At 66.0% G+C, this 19,620-nt stretch carries 20 protein-coding genes and 1 pseudogene; 12 read left to right on the forward strand and 9 right to left on the reverse strand.

Translation table 11 applies throughout. The features are described 5' to 3' along the window. Nucleotides 1–7: 7 nt before the first annotated feature. The 8 genes and pseudogenes from motA to ACQ859_RS25295 all read right to left on the reverse strand — a co-directional run bounded on the left by motA (nucleotide 8) and on the right by ACQ859_RS25295 (nucleotide 5,469). Nucleotides 8–865 carry a flagellar motor stator protein MotA gene (gene motA / locus ACQ859_RS25260; protein ID WP_088403404.1) on the reverse strand — a complete coding sequence of 286 codons (858 nt, stop codon included), beginning with the start codon at nucleotides 863–865 and terminating at the stop codon, nucleotides 8–10. Nucleotides 866–877: 12 nt separating this feature from the next. Further along, the gene (locus ACQ859_RS25265) at nucleotides 878–1,636 is read right to left on the reverse strand and encodes a class I SAM-dependent methyltransferase (protein WP_431263279.1); all 759 of its coding nucleotides are present in this window, start codon (nucleotides 1,634–1,636) and stop codon (nucleotides 878–880) included. A 10-nt stretch (nucleotides 1,637–1,646) separates the two neighbouring features. Beyond that, a pseudogene (gene flhC, locus ACQ859_RS25270) lies at nucleotides 1,647–2,182 on the reverse strand (flagellar transcriptional regulator FlhC). A 66-nt stretch (nucleotides 2,183–2,248) separates the two neighbouring features. Next, complete coding sequence (gene flhD, locus ACQ859_RS25275) at nucleotides 2,249–2,572, reverse strand: flagellar transcriptional regulator FlhD (RefSeq protein ID WP_088403402.1); 324 nt, start codon at nucleotides 2,570–2,572, stop codon at nucleotides 2,249–2,251. Between the two features lie 189 nt (nucleotides 2,573–2,761). Continuing rightward, nucleotides 2,762–3,802, reverse strand: a complete 1,041-nt coding sequence (locus ACQ859_RS25280) for a glycosyltransferase (RefSeq protein ID WP_431263280.1) — start codon at nucleotides 3,800–3,802, stop codon at nucleotides 2,762–2,764. A 28-nt stretch (nucleotides 3,803–3,830) separates the two neighbouring features. Continuing rightward, on the reverse strand, nucleotides 3,831–4,367 hold the full coding sequence (flhC, locus tag ACQ859_RS25285; RefSeq protein ID WP_088403400.1) for a flagellar transcriptional regulator FlhC: 537 nt from the start codon (nucleotides 4,365–4,367) through the stop codon (nucleotides 3,831–3,833). 76 nt (nucleotides 4,368–4,443) lie between these two features. After that, nucleotides 4,444–4,770 carry a flagellar transcriptional regulator FlhD gene (flhD, locus tag ACQ859_RS25290; protein ID WP_431263281.1) on the reverse strand — a complete coding sequence of 109 codons (327 nt, stop codon included), beginning with the start codon at nucleotides 4,768–4,770 and terminating at the stop codon, nucleotides 4,444–4,446. 249 nt (nucleotides 4,771–5,019) lie between these two features. After that, nucleotides 5,020–5,469, reverse strand: coding sequence for a tetratricopeptide repeat protein (locus ACQ859_RS25295; protein WP_431266653.1), 450 nt, complete (start codon nucleotides 5,467–5,469; stop codon nucleotides 5,020–5,022). Nucleotides 5,470–6,176: 707 nt separating this feature from the next. Between ACQ859_RS25295 and ACQ859_RS25300 the strand changes: the two genes are divergently transcribed. From ACQ859_RS25300 to ACQ859_RS25330, 7 genes are all read left to right on the forward strand, one after another. Beyond that, complete coding sequence (locus ACQ859_RS25300; RefSeq protein WP_421033184.1) at nucleotides 6,177–7,016, forward strand: flagellin; 840 nt, start codon at nucleotides 6,177–6,179, stop codon at nucleotides 7,014–7,016. A gap of 499 nt (nucleotides 7,017–7,515) precedes the next feature. Beyond that, a complete protein-coding gene (locus ACQ859_RS25305; RefSeq protein WP_431261118.1) occupies nucleotides 7,516–8,361 on the forward strand; it encodes a flagellin in 846 nt (281 codons plus the stop codon). Between the two features lie 326 nt (nucleotides 8,362–8,687). Next, a complete protein-coding gene (locus ACQ859_RS25310) occupies nucleotides 8,688–9,557 on the forward strand; it encodes a flagellin (RefSeq protein WP_431263282.1) in 870 nt (289 codons plus the stop codon). A 163-nt stretch (nucleotides 9,558–9,720) separates the two neighbouring features. Further along, on the forward strand, nucleotides 9,721–11,190 hold the full coding sequence (gene fliD / locus ACQ859_RS25315) for a flagellar filament capping protein FliD (RefSeq protein WP_431263283.1): 1,470 nt from the start codon (nucleotides 9,721–9,723) through the stop codon (nucleotides 11,188–11,190). A 211-nt stretch (nucleotides 11,191–11,401) separates the two neighbouring features. Then, entirely contained in the window at nucleotides 11,402–11,836 is a 435-nt protein-coding gene (fliS, locus tag ACQ859_RS25320) for a flagellar export chaperone FliS (protein ID WP_431263284.1), read from the forward strand. Nucleotides 11,837–11,944: 108 nt separating this feature from the next. After that, complete coding sequence (locus ACQ859_RS25325; protein WP_067282807.1) at nucleotides 11,945–12,244, forward strand: flagellar protein FliT; 300 nt, start codon at nucleotides 11,945–11,947, stop codon at nucleotides 12,242–12,244. Between the two features lie 232 nt (nucleotides 12,245–12,476). After that, nucleotides 12,477–13,157: a flagellar brake protein gene (locus ACQ859_RS25330; RefSeq protein ID WP_431263285.1), complete on the forward strand. Its 681-nt coding sequence runs from the start codon at nucleotides 12,477–12,479 to the stop codon at nucleotides 13,155–13,157. A 105-nt stretch (nucleotides 13,158–13,262) separates the two neighbouring features. Here the strand turns inward: ACQ859_RS25330 and fliE are convergent, their stop codons facing one another. Next, nucleotides 13,263–13,508 carry a flagellar hook-basal body complex protein FliE gene (fliE, locus tag ACQ859_RS25335; RefSeq protein WP_431263286.1) on the reverse strand — a complete coding sequence of 82 codons (246 nt, stop codon included), beginning with the start codon at nucleotides 13,506–13,508 and terminating at the stop codon, nucleotides 13,263–13,265. Nucleotides 13,509–13,746: 238 nt separating this feature from the next. Here fliE and fliF point away from each other — a divergent pair, with 238 nt between their 5' ends. From fliF to fliJ, 5 genes are read left to right on the forward strand one after another with little or no spacing between them, the layout of a single operon-like run. Then, nucleotides 13,747–15,480, forward strand: coding sequence for a flagellar basal-body MS-ring/collar protein FliF (fliF, locus tag ACQ859_RS25340; RefSeq protein WP_431263287.1), 1,734 nt, complete (start codon nucleotides 13,747–13,749; stop codon nucleotides 15,478–15,480). Nucleotides 15,481–15,527: 47 nt separating this feature from the next. After that, nucleotides 15,528–16,523: a flagellar motor switch protein FliG gene (fliG, locus tag ACQ859_RS25345; RefSeq protein ID WP_088403390.1), complete on the forward strand. Its 996-nt coding sequence runs from the start codon at nucleotides 15,528–15,530 to the stop codon at nucleotides 16,521–16,523. 39 nt (nucleotides 16,524–16,562) lie between these two features. Beyond that, the gene (locus ACQ859_RS25350) at nucleotides 16,563–17,426 is read left to right on the forward strand and encodes a FliH/SctL family protein (RefSeq protein WP_431263288.1); all 864 of its coding nucleotides are present in this window, start codon (nucleotides 16,563–16,565) and stop codon (nucleotides 17,424–17,426) included. Further along, complete coding sequence (gene fliI, locus ACQ859_RS25355; protein WP_431051036.1) at nucleotides 17,423–18,847, forward strand: flagellar protein export ATPase FliI; 1,425 nt, start codon at nucleotides 17,423–17,425, stop codon at nucleotides 18,845–18,847. Before ACQ859_RS25350 ends, fliI begins: the two co-directional genes overlap by 4 nt. A 34-nt stretch (nucleotides 18,848–18,881) precedes the next feature. Beyond that, nucleotides 18,882–19,352 carry a flagellar export protein FliJ gene (fliJ, locus tag ACQ859_RS25360; RefSeq protein ID WP_431263289.1) on the forward strand — a complete coding sequence of 157 codons (471 nt, stop codon included), beginning with the start codon at nucleotides 18,882–18,884 and terminating at the stop codon, nucleotides 19,350–19,352. Nucleotides 19,353–19,620: the final 268 nt, after the last annotated feature.

Genomic DNA, 19,620 nt, shown 5'->3' on the forward strand with positions numbered 1-19,620 from the left:
ACTCCGTTCACTTCTTCTTCACGTGGCCTTCGAGCTCGGCGAAGGTCGGGCGTTCCGTCGAGTACAGCACCTTGCGGCCGAATTCGATCGCCACCTGCGGCGCGTAGCCCTGCATCGAGGCCAGCAGCGTGGTCTTGATGCACTGGAGTTCCTTGCCGGCCTCGTCGACCTTGGCTTCCAGCGCGCCGGCCAGCGGCTCGGCGAAGGCGTAGGCCAGCAGAATCCCCAGGAAGGTACCGACCAGCGCCGAACCGATCATCCCGCCCAGCACCGCCGGCGGCTGACCGACCGAGCCCATGGTGTTCACCACGCCCAGCACCGCGGCCACGATGCCGAAGGCCGGGAGGCCGCCCGCCAGCCGCTGCAGCGCGATCACGGCGAGGAAGGCCTCGTGGTGGTGGGTGTCGATCTCGGCGTCCATCAGGGACTCGATCTCGTGCGCGTTCAGGTTGCCGGAGACCATCATCCGAAGATAGTCGGTGATGAACTCGGTGACGTGGTGGTCGTTACCCACCGTCGGGTATTTCTGGAACAGCGGCGAGCTGTGCGGATCCTCGACGTCCTTTTCGATGGACATCAGGCCTTCCTTGCGCGCCTTCTGCAGGATGTCGTACAGCAGCGCCAGCAACTCCATGTAGCGCGCCTTCGTGTACTTGCTGCCCTTGAAGCAGTCGCCCAGGCCCTTCATGGTGGCCTTCATGACCTTGGGCGGGTTCGTGGCGAGCATGCCGCCGATCGCCGCGCCGAAGATGGTGGTCATCTCGAACGGCAGTGCGTGCAGCACCACGCTGATGTTGCCTCCGTGCGCGATGAACACGCCGAAGATGCAGGCCAGGGCCAGCAGCCAACCGATGATGACAAACATGAAATGGGTTCCTCAGGCCTTGAGTTCGCGCACCCGGTAGACATACAGCTGATGCCGGGTGCCGGTGTCCAGTTGCGCAAAGACGGGTTGTCCCGGCAGCGGAAAGTCCAGGCTGACCAGCCAGTTGCCCGGCCGCATCTCGCTGCGCGCCTTGTCCAGCGCGCGCGGCATCGACTCGGGCCGCTGGAACAGGTAGACCAGGTCCGTCTCGCGCCACGACTGAGCCCACAGGTCGCCCCGGGCGATGTCGGCCCAGGGGCAGCGCAGGCGGGCCAGCAGCCACAGGAAGCCACTGTATTCAATGCCCGCGAAGCGCACGCTCGGATAAGCGCGGCGAAGGGCCACCAATCCATCGCCTAGACCGCAGCCGGCGTCGAGTACGCGGGCGCCTTCGTGCAGCTTCACACGCTCGGGGAGCGCGCGCAGCGCGTCGTGGGGCGTCGGGAACAGCGGCGCGTCGCTCCAGCCGTGGCGGGGGTAGGCCAGCACCAGCACGGCCAGCGGGATCAGCCAGATCCAGGCCGGCAGGTCGGTGCCGGTGAAGAGCAAGGCCATGGGGAAGCCCGCCGCGACGATCATCCGGCGCCAGGTCTGGCGATGGAGTCCCGCGAGGATCAGGCCGAGGCCCGAAGCGACGATCGCCGCCGGCCAGTCCGGGCCGAAGAGGCGCCAGACGATGAAACAGGCGCCCCAGCTCAGCAGTGCCAGCGTCGGCCAGCGCAGCGCGGAGGGTGCGTCTCCTGAAGCGGCGCGGGGAAGTCGGGCAGCCATGACGGCGCCCTCAATGCATCTGGATGCCGCCGGCCGCCTTGCCCTTGCCGGCGCGCGCCGGGGGTTGCACAGGCCGCAGACGTAATGCTTGGCGACCTCGTGCGGGTGGGTCACGAAGTGGCCGCCACACTTGCTGCACTTGGTCATCGTCAGCATGCCGTTGTCCACGAACTTCACCAGACGCCACGCGCGGGTCACCGACAGCAGCTGCTCCAGGTTCTGGGCCGCGGTCTGTTCCTGGTACAGCTGGTAGGCCTTGATGACAACGTCGATCTCGTCCATCTCGGCGACCTTGTTCAGGTACTCGTGAATGTTGAGGAACAGGCTGGCGTGGATATTGGGCTGCCAGGTCATGAACCAGTCCGTCGAGAACGGCAGTTGGCCCTTGCTGGGGCTCTTGCCCGAGACTTCCTTGTAGAGGCGCAGCAGACGCTCGTAGCTCAGGTCGGTTTCCGACTCCAGCACCTGCAGACGGGCGCCCAGGTGGATCAGCGTCACGGCGCGATCGATCTGCTTGGCTTCGGTCAGGATGGACTTGGTGCGCATGTCGGTGTCTCCGGCTCAGTTCAGCTTGGATTCAGCTTCAGTTGACGCGAGGGGCGTCGATAAAACTCAGGCGGCTTCCTGATGGCGGCCGGCCATCAGGATGGAGGCATGCAGGCGGGACACGCTTTCGTTGGCGGCCGGCTTGCCATGCGAGGTCAGCAGGCCCCACACCAGGTCGTCGTCCATGCGGAAGCGGCACAGCAGCGTGTTGCCGGAGGCCATCTTCAGCATCTGGGCGGCGCTCAGCGTGGTCAGCAGCGTCGCGGTTTCTTCCGAGATGCCCAGACGATACAGCGCCTGCTCGCGATCGGCACGGATCAGGCTCTGAGCCAGCATCAGGTACGACAGGTTGGCTTCGCGGATCTCGGCGAGGATTTGGTCGGCGTTCATCGTTCGGCTCCTGGGGGTGTTGGGTGCTGATGTCGTTTCGTTTCAGCGTGAGACGAACTGTAGAGATCCCGACACGCAAGCAACATCAGGTCGCTTCCATCTCCAGGTTAGGGAGCGCGCCGACGCGCTTGTCAGCCTAATTCCTACAAGATGCCAGATCAGCGCCATCCCGGCGCTGCTTTTTGAGGATCACCGCGCCTCGCGCAGTGCCCTCGCCTCCTCTGGGCGACCCGTCGCCTCGAGGATCAGCGCCAGGTTGTAAGCGGCCAGGCGACTGCCGCGTCCCTCGATGGCGCCCGGTTGGTCCGGCCGTTCGCCGATCTCCAGGCAGCGACGCCAGGCGTCCTCGATCATTGGGACCAAGGCATCGGCCTGCTGCGGCTGATCCGCAGCCCAGTCCAGCAGCAGATCGCCAAGCGCAAAGAAGAAGTCCGGCGAGTCCGCACATCTTTGCAATTGCGTTTCGGCAAAGACCATGCCATCGGCATGACGCTTGAGCGACTTCAGCCCGAAGAGCCTTCTGGCGACAAGGTCGTTCCACCATGCAGGAGGCAAGGGCAACGAACTCAAGCGATCGCAGGCGTTCGCGAACGCTGCTTCGGCATCGGCGAAGCGGTCATAGACCGAAAAGTCCTTGCCGAGCTGGTACCAGAGATACGGATTGGTCGGATCGTCATCTATGGCGGCGCGCAGCAATTGCTCGTTGCGCCCCTGCTTCACGTGAAGCCGCTCCGGCAAGTAGCCGTCGTGGCCGACCTGGATGTTGAGCGCGCGAACGGACAAGTCGTGCAGCGGCTGTTCGTGGATACGGCCGGCGTATCGAACATGTCCCGGCAGCACGCGGCTTAGGCGCGACTGCGCGGTGCCGCCGTCGAAGTGGTCCTGCAGCGCAATCGTGCCCACGAAGTCGGGCGATGTGGTGCGCAACGCCGTGAGCGCGACGCCACTGCCCTCCCCGATCAGCCATTCATCGGCATCGAGCACGATGTGCCAGTCAACGCCGGCCGCGTCGAGCGCGGCGTTGCGCGCAGCGGCGAAGTCATCGATCCAGGGGAAATGGACAACCCGAGCGCCAGCGGCTTCTGCCAACTGAACGGTGCCGTCGGTGGAACCGGTATCCATCACCAACATGTCGTCCACGAACGGACGAACGCTGGTCAACAGCCTGGAGATCGTCGCCGCCTCATTGCGGGCGATGACGACCAGGCAGTTGCGCCAGCGGGTGGACATTCGAATGCGTGGTCCGGGATCGATGCGCTCAGTGCATCTGGATGCCGCCGGCGGCCTTGCCCTTGCCGGCGCGGGCCGGCGGGTTGCACAGGCCGCAGACGTAATGCTTGGCGACCTCGTGCGGATGGGTCACGAAGTGGCCACCGCACTTGCTGCACTTGGTCATCGTCAGCATGCCGTTGTCCACGAACTTCACCAGGCGCCACGCGCGGGTCACCGACAGCAGCTGCTCCAGGTTCTGGGCCGCGGTCTGTTCCTGGTACAGCTGGTAGGCCTTGATGACGACGTCGATCTCGTCCATCTCGGCGACCTTGTTCAGGTACTCGTGGATGTTGAGGAACAGGCTGGCGTGGATGTTGGGCTGCCAGGTCATGAACCAGTCCGTCGAGAACGGCAGCTGGCCCTTGCTGGGGCTCTTGCCCGAGACTTCCTTGTACAGGCGCAGCAAACGCTCGTAGCTCAGGTCAGTTTCCGATTCCAGCACTTGCAGGCGCGCACCCAGCTTGATCAGCGTCACGGCGCGATCGATCTGCTTGGCTTCGGTCAGGATGGACTTGGTGCGCATGGGGTGCTCCGGTGTCTTTCGGATGTTCTCGGGCGGCAATTTCTCTGCCTGGGGGCAGTTGCCTGGATCGACTGGATCAGGCCGCAGCTTCCTGATGGCGACCGGCCATCAGGATGGAAGCGTGCAGGCGCGACACGCTGTCGTTCGCGGCCGGCTTGCCGTGCGAGGTCAGCAGGCCCCACACCAGGTCGTCGTCCATGCGGAAGCGGCACAGCAGCGTGTTGCCGGAGGCCATCTTCAGCATCTGCGCCGGGCTCAGCGTGTTCAACAGCGTCGCGGTCTCTTCCGAGATGCCCAGGCGGTACAGCGCCTGTTCGCGGTCGGTACGGATCAGGCTCTGCGCCAGCATCAGGTACGACAGGTTGGCTTCGCGGATCTCGGCAAGGATCTGGTCGCTGTTCATCGGGTGGCTCCTGGTGGGTTGCGTTGCTGCGATGGAATGAATTCTGAAGAAACACTCGTTCACGCAACATCAGGTGGACGCCAGATACAGGCTAGGGAGCGGGACGACCGCCTTGTCAGCCTGATTCCTACACGTTGACAGGCCCCCATGAGAAAACCGCCGGACGAGGCCCGTGGTTGCGGGCTCGGCGGCGGTTTTTCAGGGAGACAGCCTGTCAGGCGGTCTCCGGGTCGACGGATCGTCGACCGATCAGGCGGCTTGCAGGCGTAGCAATTCGGAGTCGACGATCGCCATCAATTCCGGCGAATCGCGACGCAGCATCTCGAGCGCCTGGCCTTGATTGAGGGTGGTCAACACCTCGATCGCCGCCTTCACCTCTCCCAGGCCCGACAGCGCGAAGCCGAGGGTGTAGAGGGAAGGCGCGTGTTGCGGCGACAACTCGACCGCGCGATGCGCATACAGCGCGGCATCGCTCAGTTGGCCCGCGGCCAGCATCAGCGCGCCGACATCGGACAGCAGGTCGACGCTCATCGGCGCCATTTCCAGCGCGTTGTAGAGCAGCTCGACACCGTCTCCGATGCGACCTTGCGCGGCTTGCGCATAGGCGGCGTTGCGCGCCTGGGCCAGCAGGAGACGAGCCTCGCTGGATCCCGGCCGGACCGTTCCGTGAAATTGTTCATCGATCGACGCGTCGATCATCGACACGGCGGACCGTGCCTCGGTTTGCGCTTGCAGTGGCATAGATCTCTCCATGGTCGTTGGGACTCGTCGATCGAGTCCGGTCTCGAAGCCGAGACCGATCCCGGCGAAGGTGGCGAATGCGGCGAATGCGGCGATTCCGCTTGTCGGCATCGCCAGGAAGCACTGTAGGGTGGCACCCCCGTGATCGAGCACACGAAAAGCACCGGCATTCCCCCTCAATCCCGAGCCATTCAGGCCGTAGATACCCCCATGTCCGTCGCCAGGCCGACGCCCGGCCACAAGTCCGGGTCGACGTCAAACGACAAACAACACGTTGCAAGACCTGCTTATCAACAGATCACAAGTCTTGACAAATTGCCCTCAAGTTCTATGTCGAGGGTCCCGATAACCAACTCAACGGGGCTGCTGAACGCAGCGACAGGCCAGCAAAGACAAGCAGTCTTGCTAGCAGGTCGAAGCAGGCAGGCGGCACGTGGTCCGGTTAGAAGGCCTGACGTTCTTGGCTTCCGATGAGGGGTGGGACGGCAACGGTTGACTAGCGTCGGACTGGGACCGAACCGGGAAATGGCCCGGGCGGTTCAGCAGGAGCATCCGAGATCCTCGGCCGGTTCGCCTCACGGCGGGTCGGAGGATCGGAGGACTCAGGCGCTCATGTGTGGTTCGGCGCTTTTGCCGGTATTTACGTATAGCTGTTAGGAGCAATCATGGCCCAGATCATCAACACCAACCTGCTGTCGCAAAACGCTCAGCGCAACACCTCGACCAGCCAATCGTCGCTGGCGATCTCGATGCAGCGCCTGTCGTCGGGCCTGCGTGTGAACTCCGCCAAGGACGATGCCGCCGGCCTGGCGATCGCGGACCGCATGAACTCGCAAGTCCGCGGCATGAACGTCGCCCAGCGCAATGCGAACGACGGCATCTCGCTGTCGCAGACGGCTGAAGGCGCGCTGTCCAAGGTGGGTGACTCGCTGCAGCGTATGCGTGAACTGGCGGTGCAGGCCCGCAACGCGACCAACACGACGTCCGACCTGGACTCGATCGGTCAGGAATACAGCCAGCTGGGCTCGGAAATCACCCGCGTCCTGGGCGGCACGACCTTCAACGGCCGCGCCATCCTGGCCGGCGACGCAGGCACGCAGACCTTCCAGATCGGCGCCAACACGACCACGAACGACTCGGTGGACGTCGTCACGACCGACATGACCGGCCAGGCCGCGATCACGGACGTCACCGGCGGCGCGATCACCAACGGCTCGTCGACCGACGACCTGAAGACGATCATCGACAACATCGACAAGGCGATCACCTCGGTGTCGACCGAGCGCTCCAAGCTGGGTGCCTCGCAGAACCGCTTCGACGCGATCGTGTCGAACCTGCAGATCTCGGTCGAGAACCAGACCGCTGCCCGCAGCCGGATCATGGACGCCGACTTCGCTTCGGAAACCGCCAACCTGAGCCGCGCGCAGATCCTGCAACAGGCCGGCAACGCGATGATCGCCCAGGCCAACCAGGCTCCCCAGCAAGTGCTGGCCCTGCTGCGCTAATAGAAGGAAGAGGCCACCCGCAGACGTCCAGACGTCCGCGGGTGCCAGGACCCTCGAAGGGGACTCGGTCCCCTTCTCTTTCCCCATCGACCTGCGGTGGTGGTGAAAGAGAAGTCAACGAGCGAGGGTGGGGCCGGAATGGGGCTTGGGGTTCGCGGATGCGAGACCCCATGCCCCGTGGAGAGCCCGCGCCAGGCCGCCCGAAGGCTTGGTACCAGACGTCCTCCGCGCCGGCCTAGAAGCCGGCACGGCGGGCTTCCGACACCGGCGGGCCGCAAGCGCCCGTCCACAGTGGCTCCCCGCCACTTCTTCACGCCCGCCACGGGGCGTTGCACGCTTTCTTTTCAAGAAGGCCTCAAGTCCATTCCCACGCGTCCCGATAACTGCATCAACGGGTCCGCAATTCAACAGCAAGGGCCACGTGGTCCGGCTCAGTCGGACGATTAATCAACCGTCCGCCGAGACCGCCAGAGGTCTTTGAAACTTGAAGGAATGAATCATGGCTCAGATCATCAACACCAACCTGCAATCGCTCAACGCCCAGCGCAACCTGTCGTCTTCGCAGTCGTCGCTGTCGGTGTCGATGCAGCGCCTGTCTTCGGGTCTGCGCGTCAACTCCGCCAAGGATGACGCGGCCGGCCTGGCGATCGCCGAGCGCATGAACGCCCAGGTCCGCGGCATGAACGTCGCGATGCGCAACGCCAACGACGGCATCTCCCTGGCGCAGACCGCCGAAGGCGCGCTGTCCAAGGTGGGCGATTCCCTGCAGCGCATGCGTGAACTGGCGGTGCAGGCCCGCAACGCAACCAACACCACGTCCGACCTGGATTCGATCGGCAAGGAATACGCGCAGCTGGGTCAGGAAATCGGCCGCGTCATCGGTGGCACGACCTTCAACGGCAAGTCCATCCTGGGCGACGACGCCGGCACGCAGACCTTCCAGATCGGCGCCAACACCAGCGCGAACGACTCGGTCGACGTGATCACCAACAACATGACCAACGACACGTCGATCACCAACGTGACCGGTGGCGTGATCGACAACGCCTCGACGCCCGACTCGCTCAAGACCGTCATCGACAACATCGACGCGGCCATCACCACGGTCAGCGGCCAGCGCGCCATCCTGGGCGCCTCGCAGAACCGCTTCGACGCGATCATCTCCAACCTGTCGGTCTCGGTGGAAAACCAGACCGCCGCCCGCAGCCGCATCATGGATGCCGACTTCGCCGCGGAAACCGCCAACCTGAGCCGCGCGCAGATCCTGCAGCAGGCCGGCAACACGATGGTGGCGCAGGCCAACCAGCTCCCGCAGCAGGTGCTGTCGCTGCTGCGCGGCGGCTGATCCCCTCTTCCAACGGTCGACTCCTCAAGCACCGGCCTTCGCGGCCGGGCCTCCAAAGGCTCCGCATCGCCCCTCCGGGAACGATGCGGGGCCTTCTTTTATTGGTTGTTAATGGCCGGTTTTCCGCCCGCTAATCGGCCAATCGGCGTTGAAGCACGTTTCGCACAATGGGAACCATCGAGCAGGTAGCACCGCTCGACCACCGGTCCAACCGGCAGATCCAAACAATGACTGCGATGGCGCAGCGAGGATCCGCAGGTGCGGTCGGGAACCGACCCACCTAACCGGGATCGCAGCCAGGACAGGATCTCCGCAGGAGTGCATCAATGCCACAGACCATCAACACCAACATTGCCTCGCTGAACGCGCAACGCAATCTGAACTCGTCGCAGTCGTCGCTGGCGACCTCGATGCAGCGCCTGTCGTCGGGCCTGCGGGTGAACTCCGCGAAGGACGACGCCGCCGGCCTGGCGATCGCCGAACGCATGAACTCGCAAGCACGCGGCATGACGGTGGCGATGCGCAATGCCAACGACGGCATCTCGCTGTCGCAGACCGCGGAAGGCGCGCTGGGCAAGGTCGCCGATTCGCTGCAGCGGATGCGTGAACTGGCCATCCAGGCCCGCAACGCGACCAACGCGGACAGCGACAAGGATTCGCTGGACAAGGAATTCGGCGAGCTCGCCAAGGAAATCCAGCGCGTCACCGCGGGGACGACCTTCAACGGGAAATACATCCTCGGCGCCGATGCCGCCCTCCCCCAGGTCTTCCAGGTCGGTCCGAACACGACATCCAACGACGAGATCTCGGTCACCACGCCGAACATGTCCGCCGATGAGTCGATCGTCAGGGTCGCCGGGACCGATGCCAACGGCACCGACCGGGGCAGCATCAACCGTGATGCCGACCCGGCCAAGATCGCCGAGGTCGTCGCCAACATCGACGCGGCGCTGGACACCGTCAACAGCCAGCGCGCGACGCTGGGTGCGACGCAGAACCGCTTCGACGCCGTGATCTCCAACCTGCAGGTGGCGTTCGAGAACCAGACCGCCGCCCGCAGCCGGATCATGGACGCCGACTTCGCGGTCGAAACGTCCAACCTGAGCCGCGCGCAGATCCTGCAGCAGGCGGGCAACGCGATGGTCGCGCAAGCGAACCAGCTGCCGCAGCAGGTGCTGTCGCTGCTCAAGGGCTGATAGAAAAACGCAATCAATCCCCCGGGTCACCGTCCTAAAGTCGGTGCCACGGGCGCCGATAAGCAGGACAGGGCCTCACGCAACACACGCGGGGCCCTGTCGCGCTTGGGACTTCCACGAGGGAGCCGGGCCACGGTGGTCAGGGTCACAGGGAGCAAGAACGATGGCATCCATTACTTCCGCCGGTCTGGGCAGCGGCCTGGACGTCGAGAGCATCGTCACGAAGCTGGTCTCGCTCGAGAAGCAGCCGATCACGGATCTCCAGACGCGCACCGACACGATCAAGACGCAGATCTCCGAATACGGGAAGATCAAGAGCGCTTTCAGCACGATGCGCGACGCGGCCGCCAAGCTGGCCAATCCGAGCACCTGGGCGGCGCTGACCGCCACGTCCTCCGACACCTCGATGGCCACGGTCATCGCCGGCGCCGGCTCGGGCGCGGGCTCCTACGCGCTCAGCGTGACCAACCTCGCGTCGCCGCAATCGCTGTCGAGCAAGGCCTTCGCGACGAACGCGACGATCGGCTCGGGGTCGATGACCATCGAGCTGGGTCAGTGGAGCTCGGACGACAAGACCTTCACCGGCAAGAACGGTTCGTCGCCGGTGAGCGTCTCCATCTCGGCGACCGACACGCTGTCCAGCATCCGCGACAAGATCAACGGTTCCGGCGCGGGGGTGCTCGCCTCGGTCGTGACCGATGCCAACGGTCAGCGTCTGGTGATCCGGTCCAAGGACACCGGCGAGGCGAACGGCTTCCGCATCACCACGGCCGACGACGACGGCAACGGGTCCGACGCCAACGGCCTGTCCGCGCTGGCCTACGACCCGACGTCCTCGATCAAGTCGATGACGCAGAACACCGCGGCCATGAACGCCAACCTCACGGTCAACGGCCTGGCGATCAGTTCCGCCTCCAACAACATCGAAGGCGCCGTCGACGGCCTGACGATCAACCTGCTCAAGGGCGGCACCAAGGATCCCGCGGACGCCACGGGCAAGACGATCATTCCCGCGCAGTCGACCATCACCGTCGGCCAGGACAAGGACAGCGTCAAGAAGGCGATCACCGACTTCGTCACGTCGTACAACAGCCTGATGACGCTGATGCGCAACGACACCAAGTACGACGACACCAACAAGACCGCCGGCGCGCTCCAGGGCGACAGCACCGCGGTCGGCCTGCAGAGCCAGCTGCGCAACATCACCGCGTCGGGCAGCACCCTCGGCGGCCAGTTCGGCCGGCTGTCGGACATCGGCATCGACATCAACGCCGACGGCACGATGAAGGTCAACGACACCAAGCTGACCAGCGCACTGGGCAGCATGGGCGACCTGAAGAACCTGTTCATGGGGGTGGACAGCAGCGATGCGAACAACAACGGCATGGCCACGCGCTGGCGCGGCTTCGCGGACCAGGTCACCGGCTTCGACGGCTCGATCACGACCCGGACGACCGGCCTGCAATCGCGCGTGACGGCCAACGGCAAGCGCGTCGACGAGCTCAACGACCGCGCCGACGCCTACGAGAAACGCCTGCGCGCGCAATACACGGCGCTGGACACGCAGATGGCCAAGCTCAACGACATGCAGAGCTACGTCAGCAAGATCACCAGCATGCTCAGCAGCAGCTGACGCGACGGCCGCGGTCGAGGACGGAACAGGGCCGTCGTCACCGCCCTTCTCCGGCGCTTCGAAAAGAGCACCGACAAGCCTCCTCACGGAGGCTTTTCCTTTTCTTCACACAGGCAGAATTTCGCGACAAATTCGACACGGGGAGGCTCAAGTTGGACCGGCGGGGGCCGAAAACTGATTCAAGCACTTCAGCACACCGCAGCAATCAATCATGTACGGCAACTCCTCCCCCTTCGCCTCCCACGGTCAGCGCGCCAGCAGCATGTACAACCGCGTCGGCGTGGAAACGGACGTGATGACGGCCTCGCCGCATCGCCTCGTGAGCCTGCTGCTGGACGGCGCCTTCGATTCGATGACGCAAGCCATCGGCGCGATCCGCTCCGGCAATGTCGAAGTGAAGAACCGCAGCCTGAGCCGCGCGGTCCGCATCCTGGACGAAGGCCTGAAGGCGGCCCTCAACCTGGAATCGGGCGAACTGGCCCTGGACCTGCGCGACCTGTATGCCTACATCTGCACCCGGCTGACCTACGCCAACCTGCGCAGCGACGACGCCGCGATCGAGGAATGCGTGAAGCTGCTGCAACCGATCAAGGAAGCCTGGGCCTCCATCGCCCCGGCCACCGCCGACCAACGCGCCGCGGCCTGAGCCCCGGACCCCGCCCTTCAGCCTGACGACTTGAGAAGTTCCATGTCCAAGTACACCGCCAAGCCCCAGACCTCCGCCGCCCACGCCGCCCCGACCCCGGACCGCCTCATGAGCACCCAACTGTTGAGCTACTACGAAGCCATCGAACAAGCCAGCGCCGACATGCTGAGCGCCGCCCGCTCGGGCAACTGGGACGAAGTGGTGAAGCTCGAAGGCGCCTGCGTGCTGCTGATCTCGCAGCTCAAGCATGCGGCCTCCAGCCAGAACCTGGGCCCGGACGAGGCGCAGCTGAAGACGCGCATCATGCAGCGCATCCTGGTCAACGACGCGGAAATCCGCCACCTGGCCGAGCCGTGGCTGGAAGACCTGGACCAGCTGATGAAGGGCAAGTCCAAGACGGTCCACTGATCAGCCGGCGGATCGGCTTCCTCCGACCGCCTGGGCGATCCGAGACATCGGTCACGCGACCGGGCTCGGGACTCACGACAGCGCCGCGACCGGCCCCTTGAACGGATGGGGTTGGCGCGGCGTTTGCCTTGGGGATGCGAGAGAATTTTCCCAACGAATCCTGCCGGATGCTGGCCTTGAGCGACCTGAAGCTATCCCCTAGCCCCCCGACGCCGCGGACACCGATTTCCGGATGGACGCGCCCGGTGAAATCATGAACTGGCTGCGCGAGCTGCTGCAGTCGCAGGCGCGCATCCAGCTGTCGACCCCGGATGGCGAAGCCATCCACACGGTGCTGCGAGCGCTGGACACGCCGCACGGCATGCTGACGATGGAAGCGCCGCAGGTCGGCGACACCCTCGCGCCGGTGCTGGCCAGCGACGAACTGGTGGCGACGGCCTTCCTGGACAAGATCAAGCTGCAGTTCGACGTCTCGGGGCTGGTAGCCATCCGCGGCGACGGTGCGGAAGTGCTGCGTTCTCCAGTCCCGCTGCGCCTGTACCGCTTCCAGCGGCGTCAGGCCTACCGGGTGGCCTCGGCCGGGCAGCTCTACCCGGCGCTGAAACTGGCTGATCCAGCCCTGCCGCGCATCCGGGTCATGAACGTGAGCGCTGGCGGCGTCGCGCTGCAGTGGCCGGCGGACGTGGTCCCGGTCCCGCAGGCGGGCGAAGAGATCAGCGGGACGCTGGAACTGGAACGCGAAGTCAGCTTCACGACGCTGCTGAGAATCCAGCACATGTCGGAGAGCGATCAAGGGGCGCCCCACCATGCCGGCTGCGCCTTCGTCTCGCTGGCGCCCACGGCAGCCCGCGCGCTGCAGATCTTCATCGACCAGGCGCAGAAGCGGGAGCGGTTGATGCGACGCAGCATCTGATCCACGGATCTCAGAATGAACAAAGCCGCCCGATAGGCGGCTTTTTCGTTCGCAATGCGGATCCTCTATGGAGATCGACGCCCGTCGCGCACGCCGCGGCCTTGTTCAGACCTGCATGTTCATGATTTCCGAGTAAGCGGACACCAGCCGGTTGCGCACCTGCAGCGTCGCCTGGAAGCCGATCTGCGCCTTCTGCATGGCCACCATGGTCTCTTCCAGGCTGACGGTCGGATTGTCCAGCTGGACTTCCCGCTGCAGCCGCGAGGCCTCGTTCTGCTGCGTGCTCACGGACTTCAACGCCGAGCTCATCGCATCCGCGAAGCTCGCACCGCCCGACGCGGCCTTGGCCACCGGCTGACCTTGGGGGTCAGGCCGGCGCGTGCCACCGCGTTGGCGAAGTCGAAGGGTTTGAGTTTCAGGTCCACGGAACGCATCGTACGGATCCGCCTGCCGTCCATAGCTCCGAACTGGGGGGCCTTCTTCGGCCTGTTCCCACCATTCTTGAGGGCCTGCATCGAAATAATCCAGTCCTGTGTCGAGGCGTCCGCCTGGGCACTCCGTTCGACACCAGCCGACCACCGACCACCCCATGGACAACGCCCTGAGCAGCCCCGCCGCCGGACTCCCCGAGGTGCAGCAGACCGCCAAACCGGTCGGCCTGCCCGCCCGCCTGGCGGCGATGCCCACGAAGAGCAAGATGATGCTGGGCGGCGGCGTGGCCGCGCTCCTGGCGGTCATCGTGGCGATGTCGATGATGACGGCCAAGCCGGACTACCGGCCGCTGTTCTCCGGCCTGTCCGACAAGGACGGCGGCGCCGTCATCGCGCAGCTGTCGCAGATGAACGTGCCCTACCGCAACGACCCGGGCGGCGTCATCATGGTCCCCGCCAACCAGGTCTACGACCTGCGCATGAAGCTGGCGTCGGCCGGACTGCCCAAGGGCGGCGTCGTCGGCTTCGAGCTGATGGACAAGCAGTCCATCGGCCAGACCGCCTTCAACGAGCGGCTGAACTTCCAGCGCGCGCTGGAAGGCGAACTGACCCGCACCATCACCGCCATGGCCGACGTCGCCGATGCGCGCGTCCATCTGGCCATGCCGCAACAGAACGGCTTCTTCCGCGAACAGCAGAAGCCCAGCGCCTCCGTCATGCTGACGCTGCGCGGTGGCCGCACGCTGGACCGCGCCCAGATCGCCGGCATCGTCCACCTGGTGTCCTCGTCGGTGCCGGAGCTGAACCCCAAGGCTGTCAGCGTGCTCGACAGCACCGGTGCCCTGCTCTCCCAGAACCCGGACGGCAACGCCATCGGCCTGGACAGCCAGCAGCTGCAGTACAAGCAGCAGATCGAAGCCAACCTGAACAAGCGGGTGGCCGAACTGCTGGAGCCGGTCGTCGGCCGTGACAACCTGCGCTCGACGGTCACCGCCGACGTCGACTTCAGCCAGGTCGAATCCACCGCCGAGGAATACAAGCCCAACCAGGGTCCGAACACGCAGAGCAGCGTGCGTCGCCTGACCTCGGAAGAACAATCCGGCGGTTCCGCCGGCGTGCCCACCGGCGTGCCCGGCGCGACCAGCAACCAGGTCCCGCCGCAGGCCGCCGCGCCGATCAACGGCCAGGCCCAGCAGCTGCAACCGGCCGGCCAGTCCGGCGGCACGCAGAACCTGCGCCGCAACAACGACACGCAATTCGAGCTCGACCGCACCGTGCGCGTCACCCGCAATGCGATCGGCCAGATCCGTCGCCTGAACGCCGCCGTCGTCGTCAACCAGAAGACCGTCACCGACAAGAACGGCAAGACGTCCAGCCAGCCCCTGTCCGACGCCGAGATCCAGAAGCTGGACTCGCTGGTCAAGGAAGCGCTGGGCTTCTCGCAGGAGCGCGGCGATTCGATCAAGGTCATCAGCACCCCGTTCGTCTCCGACAAGATCGAGAACGCCGACGTGCCGCTGTGGCAGCAACCGTGGCTGCGCGATGTCGCCCGCGACTTCGCCGTGCCCGCCGCCCTGGTGCTGGTCGCGCTGATCGCCGTGTTCGGACTGGTTCGCCCTGCTCTCAAGGCGGCTTTCCCGCCGCCGGCCGAACAGAAGGACGACACTGCCAGCAACAACGCGCTCAGCGTGGTCGAGGACGAACAGCTGGCACTCGGCGGCCCGCGCGGTCCTGGCGGTCTGCCGGCCCTGGAAGCGCCGATCTCGAACGACAAGCTCGAACGCGCCCGCCTGCTGGCCAAGGAGAACCCGATCGCCGTGGCCAACATCATGCGCGCCTGGGTCAACGGCGAGGAGCTGGAAACGGCCGCGCCCGCCGGCGGCCGCCGCTGAACCCCGACGACAAGCACGCCCACCCGGATCGATAGCGAGACACCACCATGGACGACAAAGGCGTAGAAGACGCAGCCATCCTGCTGATGTCGCTGGGCGAGGAGGAAGCCTCCGAGGTCTTCAAGCACCTCGCGCCCAAGGAAGTGCAGAAGCTGGGCGAGACCATCGCCAAGATGAAGGTCGTGCCGCGCGAGCGCGTCGAGCGCGTGCTCGACAAGTTCGACCTGGTCGCCGAGACCCAGAGCACGCTCGTCAGCGACACCGACGAGTACGTCCGCTCGGTGCTGCGCAAGGCGCTGGGCGAGGACAAGGCCAACCTGCTGCTGGACCGGATCCTGCAGGGCTCGGATGTCTCCTCGATCGAATCGCTGAAGTGGATGGACCCGGGCTCGGTCGCGGAACTGCTGCGCAACGAGCACCCGCAGATCGTCGCCGCCATCCTGTCCCACCTGGACTTCGACCAGAGCAGCTCGGTGCTGCGCGTCTTCACCGAGCGCCAGCGCAATGAAGTGCTGATCCGCATCGCCACGCTGGACGGCATCCAGCCGATGGCGCTGAAGGACCTCAACGAGGTCATGGGCCAGATCCTGGCCGGCGGCGAGCGCATGAAGAAGTCCAACCTCGGCGGCGTCAAGACCGCGGCCGAGATCATCAACATGATGGGCACCAGCGTCGAGGCCTCGGTGCTGGACTACATCCGCGAAGCCGACTCCGACCTGGCGCAGAAGATCATGGACAACATGTTCACGTTCGACGACGTGGACAAGATCGACGACCGCGGCATCCAGGCCATCCTCAAGGAAGTGCAGTCCGAATCGCTCATCGTCGCGCTCAAGGGCGCCGGCCCGGAACTGCGCGAGAAGATCTTCCGCAACATGTCCTCCCGCGCCGCCGAGACGCTGCGCGAGGACCTGGATTCGCGCGGTCCGGTGCGCCTGTCCGAGGTCGAGGCCGAGCAGAAGGAAATCCTCAAGGTCGTGCGTCGCCTCGTCGACGAAGGCCAGATCGTGCTCGCCGGCGGCGGCGACGACCAGTTCCTGTAATACGCTGGTCGCCTCTTCCGCCGACGGACACCCGCCACGATGGTCACCCGCCCTCCCCGCCAAGTGCCACCCCCGCCGCGCGCCGATGGCGATCAGCAGCGCGGCAGCACCTATGGCCGCATCATTCCGCGCGAGGAGCTGTCGGGCTTCGCCGCGTGGAATCCGGGCGCGCTCGATGGCGGCGCCGCCCCGCGCCGTCCCGCGGTCACCGCGCCCGCCCCGGTCGAACCACCGCCTCCGCCGCCTCCGCCGGGTCCCAGCGTCGAAGAACTGGTGCAGCAGGCGCGACAGGCCGGTTACCAGGACGGCTACCGCGATGGCATGGCCGCGCTGGACGCCTTCAAGCAGAGCTTCGCCAAGCAGATCAGCGCCCAGGTGGGGCAACTGGTCGCCAGCTTCGACCAGGACCTGTCCGCGATGGAACAGGACATGGCCGACGCGCTGGCGCGCACCGCCGTCGAACTGGCCCGTCAGGTCGTCCGCAACGAACTGGAGACAGCGCCGGAACTCGTGGCCAAGGTGGCGCACGATGCCGTCGAGGCCCTGCTGATCAACGCCCGCCACGTCCGCGTGCGCGTGCACCCCGACGACCTGCCGCTGGTGCTGGACGGCGCCGGCCAGGAACTGCGCGCCCGCGAGGCGCAGGTCATCCCCGATCCCTCGATCGCCCGGGGCGGCGTCAAGGTCGATGCCGACATCTGCAGCGTCGACGCCTCGCTGCCGGCCCGCTGGCAGTCGGCGGTCGGCGCGCTCGGTCAGACCTCGGTCTGGGAAAACCGCCGCAGCGCCGCCGATGAACAGCGGGATGCCCGGCTGGACTTCCGCCTCGATCCCACACCCAGCCAGTACGGCGGCCTGCCGCACGGCGCCAATCAAGGCGCGTCCGAGGACCGCGAACCATGAGCGCCCGCACCGACCGCTGGCGCCAGTACTTCGACGACCTGCAGGCCTTCGCCGGCAATGCGCCGCCGATCGAGCCGCAGGGCAAGCTGGTGCGCGTCGCCGGTCTGGTGCTGGAAGCCACCGGCGTGAAGGTGCCGGTCGGGTCGGTCTGCGAGATCCACATGCCTTCGACCGCCGCCTCGCCGCGTCGCGGGCAGCGTCCGGTCACAGCCGAGGTCGTCGGATTCTCCGGCGACCGCGCCTACCTGATGCCGACCGACGAGATCCAGGGCCTGGCCAGCGGCGCGATGGTGCTGCCCCGCCCCGCCGCGCTGCACGGTCCCGCGCTGGGCGAAGAACGCCACCCCTGGCGCCGCGACGAGGACCGCGGCCTTCACCTGCCCATGGGCGACGGCCTGCTGGGTCGCGTCGTCGATCCGCAGGGCCATCCGATCGACCGCCGCGGCCCGCTGGCCGACATCCGCGACGAACCCATGGTCCGCCGCCCGATCAACGCGATGGACCGCGACCCGGTCCGCCGTCCGCTGGACACCGGCGTGCGCGCCATCAATTCGCTGCTGACCGTCGGCCGAGGCCAGCGCCTGGGCCTGTTCGCCGGAACCGGCGTCGGCAAGTCGGTGCTGCTGGGCATGATGGCCCGCTACACGCAGGCGGACGTCATCGTCGTCGGCCTGATCGGCGAACGCGGCCGCGAAGTGAAGGAATTCATCGAGGACATCCTCGGCGAGGAAGGCCTGCGCCGCAGCGTCGTCGTGGCCGCGCCGGCCGACGCGCCGCCGCTGCTGCGCATGCAGGGCGCCACCTACGCCACCGCGATCGCCGAGCACTTCCGCGACCGCGGCCAGCATGTGCTGCTGCTGATGGATTCGCTCACCCGTTACGCGATGGCGCAGCGCGAGATCGCCCTCGCGATCGGCGAACCACCGGCGACCAAAGGCTATCCGCCTTCCTGCTTCGCGAAGCTTCCGCAATTGGTGGAACGCAGCGGCAACGGCCTGGCCGGCGAAGGATCGATCACCGCCTTCTACACCGTGCTGTCCGAAGGCGACGACCAGCAGGATCCGATTGCGGACGCCGCCCGAGGCATCCTCGACGGCCACATCGTGCTCAGCCGCGAGTTGGCGGAGAGTGGGCACTACCCGGCGATCGACGTGGAACGGTCCATCTCGCGCGTCATGACCAGCGTGGCCGACAAGCGCCACGTCGAACTGGCGCGCCGTTTCCGGCAGCTCCTCGCGAAGTACAACAAGGCGCGTGACCTGATCCAGTTGGGCGCCTATCAGCCCGGCCACGACCCCGAGTTGGACATGGCGGTTCGCCTGCATGGCGACATGGACCGATTGCTCCAACAAGACATGCATTCCCCCGCTTCTTTGAACGATTGCCTCAATCAGTTGACCGCCACACTTAACTTTGCGTGATAGCTGCCGACATCCGTAAAGCGAGGTCATCGACATGAGTAGTTCCAATCTGCAGGCCCTGACCGTTCTCCTCGAACGCGCGGAGGCCGAGCGCGATGAAGCGCTGCGTCATCTGCAGGACGCGCAGTCGCGTGCGAACGCGGCGCGCAACCAGCATGACCAGTTGTCGCAGTACCGCACGGACTACCGCACCCGCTGGTCGCAGGAATTCGCCCAGCGGACGACCGTGCAACTGCTGGGCTGCTATCAGAACTTCGGCCAGCGTCTGGACCAGGCCATCGGTCAGCAGGGCGGCATCGCCGACTACGCCGACCAGCGCCTGTCCGCCGCCCGCGACCTGGTCCGGGAGCGCGAACTGCGCGTCGCCTCGGTGCGCAAGCTGATCGAGCGCCGCCGCGCCGAGACGCTGCGTACCCAGCTGCGCCAGGAACAGCGCGCCACCGATGAACAAGCCGCCCGCGCTGCTTCGCGCGGCGGCAACCCGATGTCCCGGCTGGTCGCCTGATCGCGGCCCGGTCCACCCGGAACCTTCCTCGCCATGACGCAGATCCAGAACACGAATCCGATGCCGGGCGCCCTCGGCGGCCTCGGTGCGAACAACCCCGCCTACACCGGCCGCAAGGACGGCGCGTCGACGGACTTCTCCCGTTTGCTGAACCAGAGCAACCAGCAGTTGCAGGACCAGTCGGCGCAATCGGCCAAGACCGCCATGGCGAAGCTGCAATCGCAGCAGTTGGCGAGCCAGCAGATGCAGTCGCAGCAGCAGTCCCGGC

Source organism: Roseateles chitinivorans (genome assembly GCF_050632235.1).
Classification (GTDB): Bacteria; Pseudomonadota; Gammaproteobacteria; order Burkholderiales; family Burkholderiaceae_C; genus Roseateles; species Roseateles chitinivorans_A.